The sequence below is a fragment of the Leeuwenhoekiella marinoflava DSM 3653 genome, from assembly GCF_900129005.1.
In the GTDB taxonomy this organism is placed as follows: Bacteria; Bacteroidota; Bacteroidia; order Flavobacteriales; family Flavobacteriaceae; genus Leeuwenhoekiella; species Leeuwenhoekiella marinoflava.
In genome coordinates, this window is record NZ_FQUN01000008.1 from 99246 (window position 1) to 115979 (window position 16734).

The 16734-nt window shown below is 37.4% G+C and carries 15 protein-coding genes; 1 reads left to right on the forward strand and 14 read right to left on the reverse strand.

From position 1 onward, the window contains the following. Positions 1–35: 35 nt before the first annotated feature. From BUB91_RS07900 to rsgA, 13 genes are all read right to left on the reverse strand, one after another. Complete coding sequence (locus tag BUB91_RS07900; protein WP_073098698.1) at positions 36–1070, reverse strand: hypothetical protein; 1035 nt, start codon at positions 1068–1070, stop codon at positions 36–38. Between the two features lie 84 nt (positions 1071–1154). Then, a complete protein-coding gene (locus BUB91_RS07905) occupies positions 1155–1895 on the reverse strand; it encodes a hypothetical protein (protein WP_073098699.1) in 741 nt (246 codons plus the stop codon). Continuing rightward, positions 1876–2445 (reverse strand): RNA polymerase sigma factor, encoded by a 570-nt coding sequence (locus BUB91_RS07910; RefSeq protein ID WP_073098700.1) that lies wholly within the window; start codon positions 2443–2445, stop codon positions 1876–1878. Before BUB91_RS07910 ends, BUB91_RS07905 begins: the two co-directional genes overlap by 20 nt. Before the next feature lie 121 nt (positions 2446–2566). After that, complete coding sequence (locus BUB91_RS07915) at positions 2567–3544, reverse strand: polyprenyl synthetase family protein (RefSeq protein WP_073098829.1); 978 nt, start codon at positions 3542–3544, stop codon at positions 2567–2569. Positions 3545–3572: 28 nt separating this feature from the next. Next, the gene (gene rlmN, locus BUB91_RS07920; protein WP_128759331.1) at positions 3573–4616 is read right to left on the reverse strand and encodes a dual-specificity RNA methyltransferase RlmN; all 1044 of its coding nucleotides are present in this window, start codon (positions 4614–4616) and stop codon (positions 3573–3575) included. Between the two features lie 115 nt (positions 4617–4731). Then, positions 4732–5781, reverse strand: a complete 1050-nt coding sequence (gene queA, locus BUB91_RS07925) for a tRNA preQ1(34) S-adenosylmethionine ribosyltransferase-isomerase QueA (RefSeq protein ID WP_073098831.1) — start codon at positions 5779–5781, stop codon at positions 4732–4734. A 176-nt stretch (positions 5782–5957) separates the two neighbouring features. Further along, positions 5958–7181, reverse strand: coding sequence for a 3-phosphoshikimate 1-carboxyvinyltransferase (gene aroA / locus BUB91_RS07930; protein ID WP_073098701.1), 1224 nt, complete (start codon positions 7179–7181; stop codon positions 5958–5960). A gap of 25 nt (positions 7182–7206) precedes the next feature. Beyond that, a complete protein-coding gene (locus tag BUB91_RS07935; protein ID WP_073098702.1) occupies positions 7207–7533 on the reverse strand; it encodes a nucleotide pyrophosphohydrolase in 327 nt (108 codons plus the stop codon). A gap of 90 nt (positions 7534–7623) precedes the next feature. After that, positions 7624–9567 carry a transglutaminase family protein gene (locus tag BUB91_RS07940; RefSeq protein WP_073098703.1) on the reverse strand — a complete coding sequence of 648 codons (1944 nt, stop codon included), beginning with the start codon at positions 9565–9567 and terminating at the stop codon, positions 7624–7626. Positions 9568–9617: 50 nt separating this feature from the next. Further along, the gene (locus BUB91_RS07945) at positions 9618–11639 is read right to left on the reverse strand and encodes a transglutaminase domain-containing protein (protein ID WP_073098832.1); all 2022 of its coding nucleotides are present in this window, start codon (positions 11637–11639) and stop codon (positions 9618–9620) included. 4 nt (positions 11640–11643) lie between these two features. Further along, positions 11644–13545 (reverse strand): DUF3857 domain-containing protein, encoded by a 1902-nt coding sequence (locus tag BUB91_RS07950; protein ID WP_073098704.1) that lies wholly within the window; start codon positions 13543–13545, stop codon positions 11644–11646. Positions 13546–13592: 47 nt separating this feature from the next. After that, entirely contained in the window at positions 13593–14045 is a 453-nt protein-coding gene (gene dtd, locus BUB91_RS07955; RefSeq protein ID WP_073098705.1) for a D-aminoacyl-tRNA deacylase, read from the reverse strand. 10 nt (positions 14046–14055) lie between these two features. Beyond that, positions 14056–15009, reverse strand: a complete 954-nt coding sequence (gene rsgA, locus BUB91_RS07960; RefSeq protein ID WP_073098706.1) for a ribosome small subunit-dependent GTPase A — start codon at positions 15007–15009, stop codon at positions 14056–14058. Between the two features lie 85 nt (positions 15010–15094). Here rsgA and BUB91_RS07965 point away from each other — a divergent pair, with 85 nt between their 5' ends. Continuing rightward, positions 15095–15550, forward strand: a complete 456-nt coding sequence (locus tag BUB91_RS07965; protein ID WP_394342915.1) for a hypothetical protein — start codon at positions 15095–15097, stop codon at positions 15548–15550. Between the two features lie 73 nt (positions 15551–15623). Here BUB91_RS07965 and BUB91_RS07970 read toward each other — a convergent pair whose 3' ends face one another. Next, the gene (locus BUB91_RS07970; RefSeq protein WP_073098707.1) at positions 15624–16715 is read right to left on the reverse strand and encodes a bifunctional 3-deoxy-7-phosphoheptulonate synthase/chorismate mutase type II; all 1092 of its coding nucleotides are present in this window, start codon (positions 16713–16715) and stop codon (positions 15624–15626) included. Positions 16716–16734 lie beyond the last annotated feature (19 nt).

Sequence of the window (16734 nt, forward strand, 5' to 3'; positions counted from 1 at the left end):
TTGAAAGTCTTTTTTCTTACTGATACAAAAAGCTCCTAATCCATATCAAAACGCAAGCCTACAGAAATGTTGCGCTGCGCTACCGGATTGTTTTTAAAGATGGTGTTCAAGTCATATTTCACATAAAGTGCCGTCCCACCAAAAGCAACGTAACCACTCAAACCGTATATAAAATTATTCGTATTAAAATTCTGCTTAAATTTATCTTTACGATCATCACCATTTTCTTCATATTTCAGTTTTTGAATAGTCAATAAATTGAAGCCGGCATAACCACCCAATCCTATTTTAAACTGATTTCTCGTTGAATACCTAAAATAGTTATCACCGGTGTGTTTTGTTGAAGGACCAAATTCAAAATGAACAGGAAAAACCAAATGATCCATTCTGAACTTTGACTTATCTAAATTTAAAGGGAAAGTCTCTAAAACCGTCTGATCACCTTGCTCAACCAAATACTGATTATCATCTAATTTCAACCCGTTAAACTGAAAACTAAACCCGTATTTTAAGCGAAGAAAATTAGAGTTTGTAAACACCCGGGTTTTCCAGGCAAGACCCAATTCAAAAAAGCGGCTGCCTCCTATTTTATAAGGTGAATCATTAAGAGATTGCCCTTCAATTAACGCATTATTAAAACCGATAGCCAGAACAAGATCTGAAGTTGTACGGCGGTCATAAATAACCTCTTTTTTATCATTACCCAACTGCAGCTTTTCTTTTCCTATAAAAATCCCAAAAACAGAGTCGTCTTCAAAATCGGCATCATTACGCTCCAGAAGATCAATTTTACTTTCTAGAATAGCCAGTTTATCCTCTATATTTCTGGCATGTTTTTTTGCAGCTTCTTTCTTCAAAACCGATGCCTCTTCTGCGGTTAGTTCGCCACTTTCCTGGCGTTTATTAATCGCGAGGACTTCAATTTTTAGCGCTTCTTTCTCATCAAGAACCACCTGTTCTTTCTGAGCTTGTAATTCTAAAACAGTCTCCTGCTTCTTAGTGGTTTGAGCACTTATTTTTACAGGCAATAAACTGATTCCGGCGATTAAAAGTAGTAGTAACGTTCTCATAATTTTTGATTTAGTTTCAGGATTTCGCTCTCCGCCCTGTTGGCAGAGAGCAATTTCCCAAAGATTGATGAATGAATGTTTGTTTTAATTATTGCGTGAAGCTACAGCTTCTCTGGCTTTTAGAAAGCCCTCTTTGAGCGCTTCAAAAATGCGGTCTCTAAAAGAGGGATCCAGCTCTTCTTCAACCTCATACAGCAATGCTTCTGCACTTACTGTATTACGCTCCTTATCAAATACTTTTTCTGAAATTATATCACGCTGCGCATCCCGCAAAAGTTTATCTATTTCTGCATCAGAATAGGCAACTCCCGTGTTTTGCTGCTCTTGTACTTTTGTAATCAAAGCATCTACTTCTGCATCTATTTTTTGCTGTACAGGAGCTTCTAAAGTTTCTTTCTTTTGTGAAGTTTCAACTGCAGCAATTGCTTCTTTTTGTTTAGCAGAAATCTCAACTTTTGGACGGCTTTCTTTTTCTGTTGGCTTTTCTTGAACAAGTACTATTTCTTCTCTAACGGACTCCTTATCAACAAGCTCATTTTGTTGCTGCTCTACCGGAGTCGTTCTTTCGGTTTCAATTTTTTCTACCGGAGTTTCTACAACTTGAATATGCTGATTCTCATTTATACTGAAAAAGAATTTTCCGCTTATAATTAAAACTCCTATAAAACTCGCTGCGAGTAAAAGCCAGCCGTAGTTCTTTTTACTTTTCCGCTTTGCGGAAGTATCAAGACCTTGTTCTATGCGCTCCCAAGCATCAGACGATGGCTTAATCTCTCGCTGCTCCAGCCGCTCACGCATATTTTCTTCAAATTTTATCGGCGCCATATCTATACGTATTTAATTGACTTAACTTTTGTTGAAGCAGCTTTCTGGCTTTAAACAGTTGGCTTTTTGAAGTACTCTCTGCGATGTCTAGTATCTTTGCAATTTCCTGATGCTTGTATCCTTCTATGGCATACATCACAAAAACGGCTCTATACCCTTCTGGCAACTGATCTATTAAAAGTTGAATATGCTCAACCTCCAGATCGCTATCCTGCGGATTGTAAGTAGGATCATCTCCCTGATTTTCATAATCTGTAAAAATCATTTTTTGCTCTTTACGCAGGTACGAAATAGACTCGTTTACCATAATACGGCGCACCCAACCTTCAAAACTACCTTCGTCTCTAAAGCGATCCAGATTTTTAAACACCTTTAAAAACCCGTTACACATTGCTTCTTCAGCTTGCATGATGTCTTTTAAATACCTTCTGCAAACACTTAACATTTTAGGTGAATGTAACTCATACAATCTTCGCTGCGCTTCCCGGTTTCCCTTTGCCGCCCTTTTAATAAGCTGTTTTTCGTTATTGAAGAATGTAATGACTTTCACAAAACCTGTTTTAAGCTGCTTTTATATGTATAGAGACGCAGCATTTTTTAAAATGGTTGCCTGGAAGAAAAATACTTTTGAAATAAAATTATAATTTACTGAATTTCAGCATTTTAATAATCTATTTTTTTCGTTCAATTACATAGTTTACCATCAAAATCAAAGCATCTTTATACTTAGACTCCGGATATTTATTGAGTAATTGTAGCGCTTCTTGCTGTAATGCTTTCATTTTAGTCACGGCATAATCCAATCCACCGGACTCTTTCACATAAGCGATTACTTCGTTTACGCGCTTTTTATCTTTATTATGATTCTTAACCGAATTTATAAGCCACTTGCGTTGTTGCTTATTACTGTTATTTACGGCGTAGATCAGCGGCAAGGTCATTTTTTGCTCTTTGATATCAATACCGGTAGGCTTTCCTATTTTTTGAGTTCCGTAGTCAAAAAGATCATCTTTAATCTGAAAAGCGAGACCTATAAGTTCGCCAAATTTACGCATCGTCTCGATATCCTTTTTACCAGCGTGAACCGCACAAGCGCCCATAGCACAACAGGCAGCGATAAGTGTCGCCGTTTTTTGCCGAATAATCTCAAAATAAATTTCTTCGGTAATATCAAGATTTCGGGCTTTTTCAATCTGTAATAATTCGCCCTCGCTCATCTCGCGTACAGCAACTGAAATGATCTGAAGCAAATCAAAATCACCATTATCTATAGAAAGCAAAAGACCTTTCGACAATAAAAAATCACCCACGAGTACGGCGATTTTATTTTTCCAAAGAGCATTAAGACTGAAGAATCCGCGCCTGCGGTAACTGTCATCTACCACATCATCGTGAACCAGCGTGGCGGTATGTATCAACTCTATTACAGATGCACCGCGATAAGTACGATCGTTAAGGCGCTCATCTCCCAGCATTTTTGCAACGAGAAAGACAAACATAGGTCGCATCTGCTTCCCTTTGCGGTTCACTATGTAATGCGTAATGCGATTGAGTAGCGGAACTTTAGATTTCATTGAAAGCGAAAACTTTTGCTCAAAGAGTTCCATCTCGTGAGCAATAGGCTGCTTAATTTGTTCGGCTACTTTCAATGTTCTGAGTAATTCGTTTTTATAATTTTCAGGCTTCTTTGTTAGCAAGTTGCCCGCAAGCGGCATCAATATCTTTTCCGCGAGAGCGACGCACGGTAACCGTGATACCTCTATCTTCAAGCTTTGCTACATACCTGTTTATCGCCTCAGGATCTGCCTGTTGAAACTGGCCGTCATCAATAGGATTGTATTCAATCAAATTCACCTTACTCGGCACTGCCAGGCAAAAATCTATTAACGCTTCAATATCTTTATCCTGATCATTTATACCACGCCAAACTACGTATTCGTAGGTAATGCGCTTTTTAGTTTTGATATACCAGTACTGCAATGCATCTTTTAACTCCTGAAGCGGCATCTGCTCATTAAACGGCATAATATCGGTACGAACATCATCTAAAGCTGAGTGTAAAGAAACCGCCAGATTGAATTTGACTTCATCATCGGCCATTTTCTTTATAATCTTAGGAACACCAGAAGTTGAGACCGTAATACGCCTGGGAGACATCCCCAGACCTTCAGGATCTGTGATTTTCTCAATAGACTTAACCACGTTATTGTAATTCATCAACGGCTCTCCCATCCCCATAAAAACGATGTTAGAAAGCGGCCTGTTGTGATATAAACGGCTTTGCTGATCTATCGCTACAACCTGATCAAAGATTTCATCAGGGTTAAGATTACGCATACGCTTTAAACGAGCGGTTGCACAAAACTTACAATTGAGACTGCATCCCACCTGTGAAGAAACACAAGCTGTGGTCCTTGAAGAAGTAGGAATCAAAACAGATTCTACAATAAGACCATCATGCAATTTTACTGCATTTTTAATCGTACCGTCAGTACTACGCTGCATCTGATCAACCTTGATGTGATTGATCACAAAGTGCTCATCCAGAAAGGTTCGGGTTTCTTTAGAGAGATTAGTCATATCTTCAAAAACGTGCGCGCCTTTGTTCCATAACCATTCATAAACCTGATTCCCACGAAAAGCCTTTTCGCCTTGAGCGACAAAGTAATCTCGCAACTCATCACGTGTAAGTGCCCGTATGTCTTTTTTAGTTTTTATCACGCTGCAAAGATACCAATTAGCAGCGTGTTAGCTATAACAGGTTTCCTAACTTTTAAGCATAAAAAATCCCCGATAAAATTAACCGGGGATTTTTTATAAGAATAGCTCTTTTAGATTAGATGATTAACATCGCATCACCGTAGCTATAGAATTTATATTTCTCCTTCACTGCTTCTTCATAAGCCTCTTTCATAAACTCGTGACCTGCAAAAGCAGATACCATCATCATCAACGTTGACTTAGGTGTATGAAAGTTTGTAATCATACAATTGGCAATACTGAAATCGTAAGGAGGAAAAATAAACTTATTGGTCCATCCACTGAATTCATTAAGCGTGTGATTAGAACTTACCGAACTTTCTAGCGCACGCATTACCGTAGTACCTACTGCACAAATTCTTCGGTTTTCACTAATTGCATTATTAATAGTAGCAGTCGCCGGAGCGTGTATGTATGCCTCTTCACTATCCATTTTATGCTTAGAAAGATCTTCTACCTCAACCGGACTAAAAGTACCCAGACCAACGTGGAGAGTTACCTCTGCAAAATTAAGCCCTTTGATTTCCAAACGTTTTAGCAAGTGCTTACTAAAGTGTAGACCTGCAGTAGGAGCAGCAACTGCGCCTTCTTCTTTTGCAAAAATCGTTTGGTAACGCTCTGCATCTTCCGGCTCTACTTCTCTTTTGATGTATTTAGGAAGTGGCGTTTCACCGAGTTCTGTCAATTTATTTCTAAATTCTTCATAAGACCCGTCGTATAAGAAACGTAATGTTCTACCACGAGAAGTTGTGTTATCTATAACCTCAGCGACCAAGCTCTCATCATCACCAAAATACAATTTATTACCAATACGTATTTTACGAGCAGGATCTACAAGAACATCCCAAAGACGCGTTTCTGAATTCAATTCCCTTAATAAGAAAACTTCAATACGCGCTCCGGTTTTTTCTTTGTTACCATAAAGACGTGCCGGAAAAACTTTAGTGTTATTCAACACCATCACATCATCTGCATCAAAGTAATCGATAATATCTTTAAATAGCTTGTGCTCGATGGTTTGTGTTTTGCGGTTAAGAACCATCAATCTGGCTTCATCCCGATTCTCTGCAGGGTATTCAGCAAGAAGCTCTTTTGGCAAATCAAAGTTAAAATGTGAAAGTTTCATTCCCATGGGACGTCTGTTTTTAGGTATTTAAAATAGCGTGCAAATATACAACCTCAAGGTAGGGGTTGTCAAGTAAAACGCCGTTTAATTTGCAAAGCCGCTACCACACTTAGAAACAGCGTGATTCTTGAGCTCATATTAGCACTTTTGACCAGAAATAAACACTTGAAAATGAACTAAACCTCTTTAATCTTAAACCCCAGAGCCTCAAAATCATTCCAAAAATCAGGATATGATTTGTTTACCACTTCTGCATCTTCAAAAAGAATAGGTGCCCGCAAAGCGAAAGGTGCAAAAGCCATTGCCATACGATGATCTTGATACGTTTTTATAGCAATATCTGACTGAAAATTAGTCGATCCTTCTAAATGCAAACTTTTATCTGTAACTGAAATATGTGCCCCCAGTTTAGACAACTCTGCTTTTAAGGCTTCTAAACGATCTGTTTCTTTAATCTTCAAAGTATGTAAGCCGGTAAGGTCACAAGCTACTCCAATCCCATAACACGTAACCGCGATTGTCTGTGCGATATCCGGGCTGTTTGCTAAATCAAATTCTACGCGCTGTGGTTTTGGCTTGTCTTCTTTCTCTAGTAAAACCGCATTTTCTAAAAAGGTTGTCTTAACTCCCAGCTTGGTGTATAACGCTGCTAATACAGAATCTCCTTGTAAGCTGTTTTCCTTATAGCTTGATATCTTCAGCTTTGCTGTATCACACAATGCTGCGAGACTGTAAAAATAAGAAGCACTACTCCAGTCTGACTCCACAGTCATCTCTGAGACTGTAATCTTTCGGGCAGGAGCAATTTTTATCAATTGACCTTCAAAGCTGCTTTCTATTCCCAATTGCGTCAATAACGAACGCGTCATTTCGATATAAGGCACCGAAGTAATCTGACCCAAAAGTTCAATTTCTAAACCATTAGGCATAGAAGCTCCTACCATCATCAACGCAGAAATATACTGACTGCTAACATTAGCGGCTAGCGACACTTTATTTTTCTCCAGTTTTTTTCCTTTGATGAGAAGCGGAGCAAAACCTTCATTTTTTAAACATGTAATATCTGCTCCCAGATCGCGCAACGCGTCAACTAGTAATTTTATAGGACGCTCCTGCATACGAGAGCTCCCAGTAAGTATGGTTTCACGACCTTCAAAAGCAGCAAAATATGCAGTTAAAAAGCGCATTGCTGTACCGGCATGATGTATATCTACGGTCTTTTCTTTTGACGCTAATGCTTTTTGCATCACCTCGCTATCATTACTGTTAGAAAGGTTTTTTATTTTAAAATTTCCAAAAAGTGCCTGAAGCAATAGTAGTCTGTTGCTTTCACTTTTTGAACCCGTAATCTTAATATCACCAGAAAGGTTTGGTTCTTTTTGTTCTAATCGTAGTATCAAAATAGTAGCTTATAGGTAGAAAAGGTTATTGAAGTTTGTTGTTGTTGTGGTGACGATCGTGATCACGCTTGGTCTTTAAATCTAGCTTTTTATCAAAAGCCTCCTGAAGATCAATTCCGGTTTGATTGGCAAGGCATAAAACTACAAACAGTACATCTGCCAATTCCTCGCCAAGATCTTTATTTTTATCGCTTTCTTTTTCGCTTTGCTCCCCATATCTGCGCGCAATTATACGCGCAACCTCACCTACTTCTTCGGTAAGCTGCGCCATATTGGTAAGTTCGTTAAAGTAACGAACGCCATGTTCCTTTATCCAATGATCAACAGCTTGCTGTGCATTATCAATTTTCATAAACCTTAATCTTTGCTGAAGTGCTAAATTAAGGTAAAGCAGAAAATCTAGGTCGCGATTATGCTAAAAAAGGAAAGTTGTCTTTAAAAATTAAATACTTTTTTTAAGAATCACTTTTTCGTTCTCCTTTTCGATACGCATTTTGAAGAAATCTTTTAAACTCTGATAATAATCTGCATGTATAAAAGTACTTTTAAGACTGAAACGTGTCATAACCTGTATCGAGTTATTCTGCTCATGAATCGTATACAGAAAACTCCCCATATCATCCGGTAGCGCAATTTTTATAGCTTCAGGAAGTGAAGTCACGGCATATCCCGCAGGTAGCTCTATTGTGATATTAATGTTATGCGTAAACGGAAAATCAAAATCTACAGGTGAGATTCGCTCATCTGACTTAAATGGCGACTCCCTTTCTCTAAAGAATAGCAACGGATTTAAAAAAATCTGCCCCGGAACTTGATCTACAGCCTGATCAATTTTAAACTGAAATGATTCTACAACAGGTTTTTCGAGTTCGTTTAAATCTTTTAATTGATGGGATTTCATCTCATCTACACCAAAATAATCCAACCGTTTTTCACCCCAGTCTTGCAGATCTTTATCCCCTACACTATGTCGTATTTCAAGAGCTTCTAGACTAGAAAAACGTTGACTGAGTTCTCCCTCTAGACTTCCATCTTCATTTAAAACAGCTTTCACATACCTATCTGTTTGAGGTCTTATGGTTTCAAAAAGATCGATCTCCTGAGAAACTCCTTTCTTGTTAACCATTCTTCCTTTCCAATTGTAAACGCGCGTTGGCAAAATATTAGGAGCACTCCACTTGTCTGTAGCATCTAGCAAAATAGTCTGCATCCCAGAACGAATACCTGCTACAACATAATTGTAACCTTCTAGAGTAGGAAAAAGAGGTATCCCAAAACGTTTAGTACCTACCAGGACCGGATTGGCCTGAACCCCACACTCCCTCAAAAGCGCGGTAAGCAGTAAATTTATTTCTGAAACATTACCGCTTCCTTTTTTATAGGCTTTATCTATACCTTCATCTGTGTATTTTCCATAATCTCCATTCCAAGAAACTTTAGATTTAACAAACCGCAAAGCTGCTTTTATCTGAGTTTCTTGAGTTTTATTTGCTGTTAAAATTTCTTCAGCAGCAGCTTTGAGAAAATGGGTTTTATTCAACTCTCCACCAAAATCATCGTGTTTAAAAATGGTGCGAGCCACTTCTTCCCAAGTTGTAGAATACTCCCTTTTATTGTCGTTAAAATCAGTTGAGATCAATTCATATATAACGCTACGACGATAATTATCAGGATTTGCTACAAACACTTCTCGCTTAAGCGCCGGAACATTGTGTTGTTCATACTCAGCAACAAGTTCTTGATAATTAAAATAGTTACTGTGATTAAAACCACCATCTACCGTTACACCTCCTTGTTCTACAGATTCTTTTGGCTTTATATCAAAATAGCCTTTTTTAACTCTGCGAAACTGAAACATCCCAGGAGTTCTGATTCTTGCATAATAGTTAATTACTGGTATATCTTCTTGAATAATAAGATCATCTACTTTATAAAATGGCGAAACCATTTTATAGCTCCATTCTACAACACTCCCTACCTGAACGGCCGGCATTGTAAAGGCTGTCTGATCCCAACGTTCTGATCTTTCAGTTTTAAAAATTGCTTTCTTATCAAGATTGCTTTCTTTTATTTTACCTGAATTGAAATTATACGTGATTCCTTTAATGTCATCGACTAATTCCTTGTCAGAATCGTTTTTATACAGCCCTATTTTTTTTGTTGCATATTCTAGACCTTCTTTAGTAAGTATTTTAATCCGTTCTGTGACTTCCGTTACAATAATCCACCCATCGTGAGAGTTATAATCAAAATAAGTCTCCCTTACTTTATTGAGGTATGCTGCCGGCGCTGCCGAATCTTTCGCATAAAAATCTAAAGTAAGTTCTGCTTCTGATACCTTTTCTAATTTAAAATCTTGTGCATTTAAAACAATACTACTAAACAAACATATTAGTACACAAAGAACTGATTGGCTTACTGATTTCACGATGTATTTTAAATTTTAGATAAAACTATTTTTTCGCTTTCCTTAGAGACAATCATTTCATAGAACTTCTTCAAATCGAGATACAATTCTGCAGGAATTATTGAGCTATTCAAAGAAAACTCTGTTGAAATATTAATGCCGCCAGTTACTTCGGAAATTAAATATTTAAAAGATCCCAAATTATCAACCATACGCATAACTCCATTTTCGGGCAAGCTCTCCACGCTATAACCTTCTGGAATTTTAATTTTTAGAATATATCTGTCTTTCCAAGGGTATCTGAAGTCTATTGGATGGTTACGTTCTTCTGACTTAAATGGATTTTCTGTTTGCGTCAAATAAAATAAAGGAGAAACATAAAGCTTACCCGCTACCTCTTCCACACCCCCATTAAGCATTTCAAATTCATAAGAGACTTCAACAGGCTCGTAGACATTATCAATATTTCTCAACTCAAAATCATTGATTTCTACCCCTCCATGAATTTCTTCTAATTCTTCTAAATGTTCCTGTTCTGTTTTCCCTTTAAATTTTCTCCTATACGACAATCCATAATGCCCGGTATACCTACTCTTTGCTGAGCCCGTTGTCAGTAGATCTTCCCCTATTTCAAAATTCACCATTGTACTTTCAGTGGCGTGACTTGTAGGGTATAAACTAACCCATTCTGAACTCCCATCTTTACGAATTAATCTTCCTTGCCAGTTGAGCAGCCCTTCCTCTAAAAGATTTACTGCTCCCAACTTATTAGTAGCATCCATCAGCACTATTTTACCATCTAACCCAACTCCGGCAATAACATGGTTAAAGCCATCACGAGTAGGAAAAACCGGAATTCCGTTATCTCTTGTACTTAATATTACCGGATTTGCATCAAGACCCGCATATTGCAACATACTCACCAACAATAAATTTATATCTGCACTATTACCTGATCCTGTTTTATAAGCCTCTTTAACACCCTCATCAGCATAAATACCTAAAAAGTTATTCCAACTCATACGCTGTTTCACATATTCAAAAATACGTACCACTTTCTCTTCTGAAGAACCAGCTCCTTCTAAAACAGCATTTATGTCGTCATCAAAAAAACGTTGATTTTTTAATTGTCCCCCAAAATTATCTGAATCATAAATGGTTTTAGATACAGCGTCCCAACTGCTTGTAATTGTTTCAAAAGGCTCGCCGGGATAATGCGTATAGGAAAGTTCAAAACTTATAGCAGAACGGTAATTATCTATATTAGAAGAAAAAACCTCTTCTTTTAAAGCTGGAACATTGCTCGCTTCAATAGTATTTCCTTTACGCTGAAAATCTATAGTCCTGTTTTGAATTGATCCTCTTTCACCAGTTCTAAGCGAACCACCACTTGAAATTCCTGGTCTTACTGTATAAATAACTTTATCTGCAGTTGTGGTCTCATTTACATCAAGAGGTAAAAGACCTTTTCTGTGCATTTGATAGATCAACCACTCAGGACTTGTAAATGTTATTCTCGCAACATTTAAAGGAATTTCCTCTTGTAGCTTCACCTCATCTATAGTTGAGATAAATGGAGACATAACTTCATACTTAAATTCTAATACACAGCCTTTTTGCAAGTTGGGCAGCGTGAATTTTTCTATATTAAAATATTTATTACGCTCTTCAGAAAAAATACCGTCCTTACGCATCTTAGTTTCCGCTATATCTGATCCTTCAATTGTGTAGGTAACACCCTTCAAACCACTTATACTTTCTTCACTTGAAGAACCTTGATATAGCAAAACTTGTTGCGTAGCCCAGTCAAAACCATCTGAATTATAAATTTTAATACGCTCATAAACTTCAGTTTTGAGCACAAAACCACTACTTTGTGAATAATCGATATGTGAAGATTGCTCCCTGTATAAAATCGCAGCATCTGCTTCAGGATCCTCAGGATGAAACTCTTCTTGCAATTCTTCTAAAGAAACTTTACCAAATCTAAAATCTTGAGCAAAGCAAATTGAACTCACTAAGAAAAGTGCGATACATGTAATTTTATGCATAAGCTTATATTTTTTCAATTAACAGTTTTTGATTGTCGTGCTTTACAATCTTTTTATACAAATCCCGGTACTTTTCGTAAGCTTCCACACCGAAATCACCTTCCTTAAATTTTAAAATACGCTTACAAATTAGCTTATCATCTTTAAGCTCATATGACACTTGATAGTCACCAAATTCTTCAGTATACTCAACAGCCTCGGGTAATGCATTTACTGCATAACCTTCAGGGATTGTAATTTGAATACTTTGCTCTTCTATGGTTCCGCGTAGATTTATAAACCCGGTTTTTCTATCTCTATATCTTGGCGGAATTGCATTTCGCGAAAGCGCAAAAGGATTTGCTCTGATTAGCATATCATCACTTATTGAAGTTGCATAACTGGTTACTTTGCAATTCAAATTTTCATCGTAAATAACATCAAGCTTATTGTTATTAAGCTCAATATCTGAGACAGAAAGACTATTGATACCGCTCCAAGTCTCGTAGTAATAATCACTCAATTCTTTATCATCTTTATGACCTAGATTCATCCGGTCTGAATAAAATATACCTTTCGCTTCTCGAACAATTTCGCCCGAAAGATTACCAGTCTCGTCTAAAACCAGCTTCGCCTGAAGTAGATCTGTATTATCTTCTTGATTATATTTTGTTGTCTTTACAATCTTGCCGCCCTCTTCTGTAAGCAAAAGAACTTTTCTATCATCTGTAAATCTACCCATATATCCAAAAGGAGTTTCCTGACTGGTACATTCTAAAAACTTGACTTCATCTCCCAGCTGAACACCTAAAATAGCGTGATTGCCTTGCATGGCTACCACATCGGTTTCTAAAGATTCTTTACCGCGATCTCCATACAAAATAGTGTAGTATGATTTAACCCCAACCGCACTTAAAAGATTTTGGGTATAATTACTAAGTGCTTTACAATCGCCATAATTCAGTCGCTGCACATCTGAAGCTAACATAGGCTTCCACCCACCAATCTCTACTTGCACACTTATATACCGAACCTTGTCCTGAACAAATTGATAAACTATTCTGGCTTTTGCTTCGTCATCAGATAAACCTTTGGTCAGCTTTTGAATTTCAGCAATGGCAGTAGCCTCAAGATCTTGAGTATCTTTCACCAGTTCGTCATTCATCCATTTACCAAAATCTTTCCAATTACCCGCAATACCAGGAACTCCGGCTAGATAGAATTTATCGAAAAAGCATTTCACACGAGGTACGCGTTGTTCCAGCCCTTTTGATTTATATTCAAAAGTAACGGGCTCCAGATTTCTCGCTATCCAAGTTGTTCTTCCGGAAGTTTCTTCTTTAGTAATGCCAAATTCTTCCAGATTGGTTTCCTTTACCCGCAAGGTATCTTCGGGGTTGTGAATGATGGTAAACTTAGAATATTCCGTTCCGCTGGCGTATCGTGAAACCGGCATCCATGGCCATAAAAAAGCAGTTGTTTCACTAAGCGTTTCTGAATTAAACTGAATGGTGAACGGATACGAAGTAGGTGTGTAATCCAGATAAAGAACTCTGCTATCAGCGTATAAAGTCCCGCCGGAAACTGCGCTGACATCTTTAAAATCACGTTTTTTGATTTTGTCTTTTTCTACTCCAGTAAGGGTATAGATAATTGCTTGGATGTCTAAAACCTTAGTATTGTTATCATACCCGGCGTAGGCTTTTACATCAGACAAACCGGATTTATTATAAACCGTTACTAGTCTTGAGATTGTGGTTCTCAATTTTCCTTCATCAGAAAGATCTAAGGTGATTTCTTCGTGACGCAAAACACTATCTGCACCATCAGCAAGCTCAGGATCTACTGTAAGTGCAGCGAGCTCCAGTTGTTGACTATAAGTTAGTAAGGGGATAACAAATAGCAGAAATACTAATTTTCTTGCCATATAAAAATTAAAATAGCAAGATAATAAAATCTTAATATTTTCCTAAATCATTCTTTGTTTTTAGAATCAATCGTGATGGTAACAGGTCCATCATTCACTAAAGAAACCTTCATATCAGCACCAAAAACACCAGTCTTAACTTGCTTTTTAAGTTTTTGAGAAAGTGTTCCTATAAATTTTTCATAAAGCGGAATTGCCACATCTGGCTTAGCTGCTTTTAAAAACGAAGGTCGATTGCCTTTTTTTGTAGAAGCATGTAACGTAAACTGACTAATCAAAAGAACCTCTCCATTTTGATCTAAAATGCTTTCATTCATCAAACCTTCTGCATCGCTAAAAACCCGTAAACCACAAATTTTTGAAGCTAGCCATGCTATATCTTCTTCAGTATCTTCAGCTTCTATACCCAATAAGATCATAAAACCACGACCAATTTTGCCTTTTATAACATTTTCAATCGTGACGGAAGCTTCGCTCACCAGCTGAATAACTACTCGCATAAAAAATCAATTAAGGTTGTTGATCGTAAACATTTCTTCGGTAATTCTCCTCGTCTCCTTCAATAATCTGTTTATAACTCTGATATCTGGACCAGTACAATTCATCGTTTTCCAACGCATCTTTAACCGCACACTTAGGCTCTTCAAGATGTAGACAATTATTGAATTTACATTGGTCTTTCAATGCAAAAAACTCAGGAAAATAACTACCCAGCTCTTCTTTTTCGATATCAACAACACCAAAACCTTTAATCCCAGGTGTATCTATAATACGCGCATCAAAACTGAGGTCAAACATCTCTGCAAAAGTCGTGGTGTGCTGTCCCTGCATATGCTGATCGCTAATCGCTTTTGTCTTTAAGTCCAGAGTAGATTCTATTGCGTTTACCAGCGTAGATTTTCCAACACCACTATGTCCCGAAAACATACTGGTCTTCCCTAGCATCAAATCTTTTACCTGATCAACATTTTTACCGGTTTTTGCCGAAACACCAATACAGGTATAACCAATTTCTCGATACATTTCCGCAAGATATTTGACTTCACCAAACTCTTCTTCACTCAACGTATCTACTTTATTAAAAAGCAAAATAGCTTCGATGTGATAAGCCTCGCAAGTAACCAAAAAACGATCTATGAATGCGGGAAAAGTGGGTGGATTGTTTAATGTAATAACCAGAAAACAGCGATCTATATTAGCAGCAATGATATGCGTTTGCTTGGATAAATTTACAGATTTACGAATGATATAATTATCACGCGGCTCAATATCTTTTATTACTCCGGTGACTGTATCGCTCGTCTGCTCCAACTCAAAAATAACACGATCGCCCACAGCTACAGGATTAGTACTTTTAATACCCTGTATTCTAAAGCGCCCTTTAATTCGGCAATCGTAAAATTTGCCTGATTCACTTTTAACGCTATACCAGCTTCCGGTTGATTTGTAAACAGTTCCTTTCAAAAAATATTTTTACTAATTTAGATTGTAAAACTACTTTATTTTAGAGTAATCTTAATCTTTAACCTACAAAATCAGTCTTATGAAGATTTCTACTCGTTTCTTTTTATTTCTAATGCTGGTAAGCGCCCCTGTTTTTTCACAAGTAATGGAATACCAAACCGTCACTGTAATTGAGTCTATCATACCTAATGGAATAGGTAGATCACGCATGATCTCTACTTTAGAAAGCAGGGATTATAAAGAGTTTACCTCAACCCGTTCTGAAGAAGATGACTCCCGCAATACATCTGACCGTGGCTCAATAAGGCTTAAAAACTTTGAAGAAACCAAGTTGCTCAATTTTTTTAATATTGGAGGAATTCGTTTTCAAAACATCGCAGCTAATGATGCAGTTGTGACTTCTAAAATTAATGAAATGGCCGAAGAAGGATGGGAACTCGCTTTTGTAAACAGCGGTGTTGAAAGTTATGGTGGTGATGGAGACGATAACGGTATTTACGTTACCCGATATATCTTTAAAAGACAAAAAGAACAGGATTAACTTACTGAAAATCAAGTTTTCAAACACAAAAAAGGCACTCAATGAGTGCCTTTTTGTGTTTGAAAACTTATTTCTAAGCCTCTTCCATTCTTGAAATTTTCTTCTGATGGTTAATAGATTCCTGATGAATTGCTTTAAATACACGTAAGATAAATTCTTCACTTAAGTTATTTTTTTCGCCTTCAAGAATCATTGCTCCTAAGATCTCATTCCAACGTTTAGACTGAAGAATAGCAACGTTATTTTCAGTTTTGAGTTCACCTATAGAGTCAGCAATTTTCATACGTTTCCCTAAACTTTCAATAAGTTGATGATCTACCACATCGATCTGGGTACGAAGTGTATTCAATTTATTATTGAATTCAGCTGCAGTACCTTCTTCTTTACGAATCTTAAGATCTTTCATAATCTGAACAAGATGCGAAGGTGTAATTTGCTGTTTAGCATCACTCCAAGCATTGTCCGGATCGTAATGTGTTTCAACCATAATACCGTCGTAATTAAGATCAAGACCAGTCTGACATAGATCAAAAATAATATCACGACGCCCTGCGATATGCGATGGATCTAAAATTAATGGAAGATCTGGAAACTCGTTCTGAAGATCTACAGCAACTTGCCACTCCGGATTATTACGATAACGCGTCTTCTCATATGTAGAAAATCCTCTATGAATGACACCTAAATTTTTAACATCTTGGGTATAAAAGCGCTCTACAGCACCTAGCCATAATGCTAAATCAGGGTTTACCGGGTTTTTAATAAGAACTGTCTTATCTGTTCCTTTAAGAGCTTCTGCAATTTCTTGAATATTAAAAGGAGAAACCGTTGTACGCGCTCCAATCCAAAGGATATCTATGTCATGCTTTAAAGCAAGCTCTACGTGATTAGGATTTGCAACTTCAGTAGTAGTTAGCATCCCGGTCTCTTCTTTAGCTTTCTGAAGCCACTTAAGACCTAAAGCTCCTACACCTTCAAACATTCCCGGACGGGTACGAGGTTTCCAAATACCTGCTCTAAAAACAGTAGCATCTGTGTCTTTTAGCTCGTGAGCAATTTTTAATACTTGCTCTTCAGTTTCTGCGCTACAAGGACCTGCGATTACAAGCGGGTGATCTAAATTGAAAGCGTCTAACCAGTTTCTAAGTTCTTTCTTATTTTCCATATTCAACAAATTTACGGCA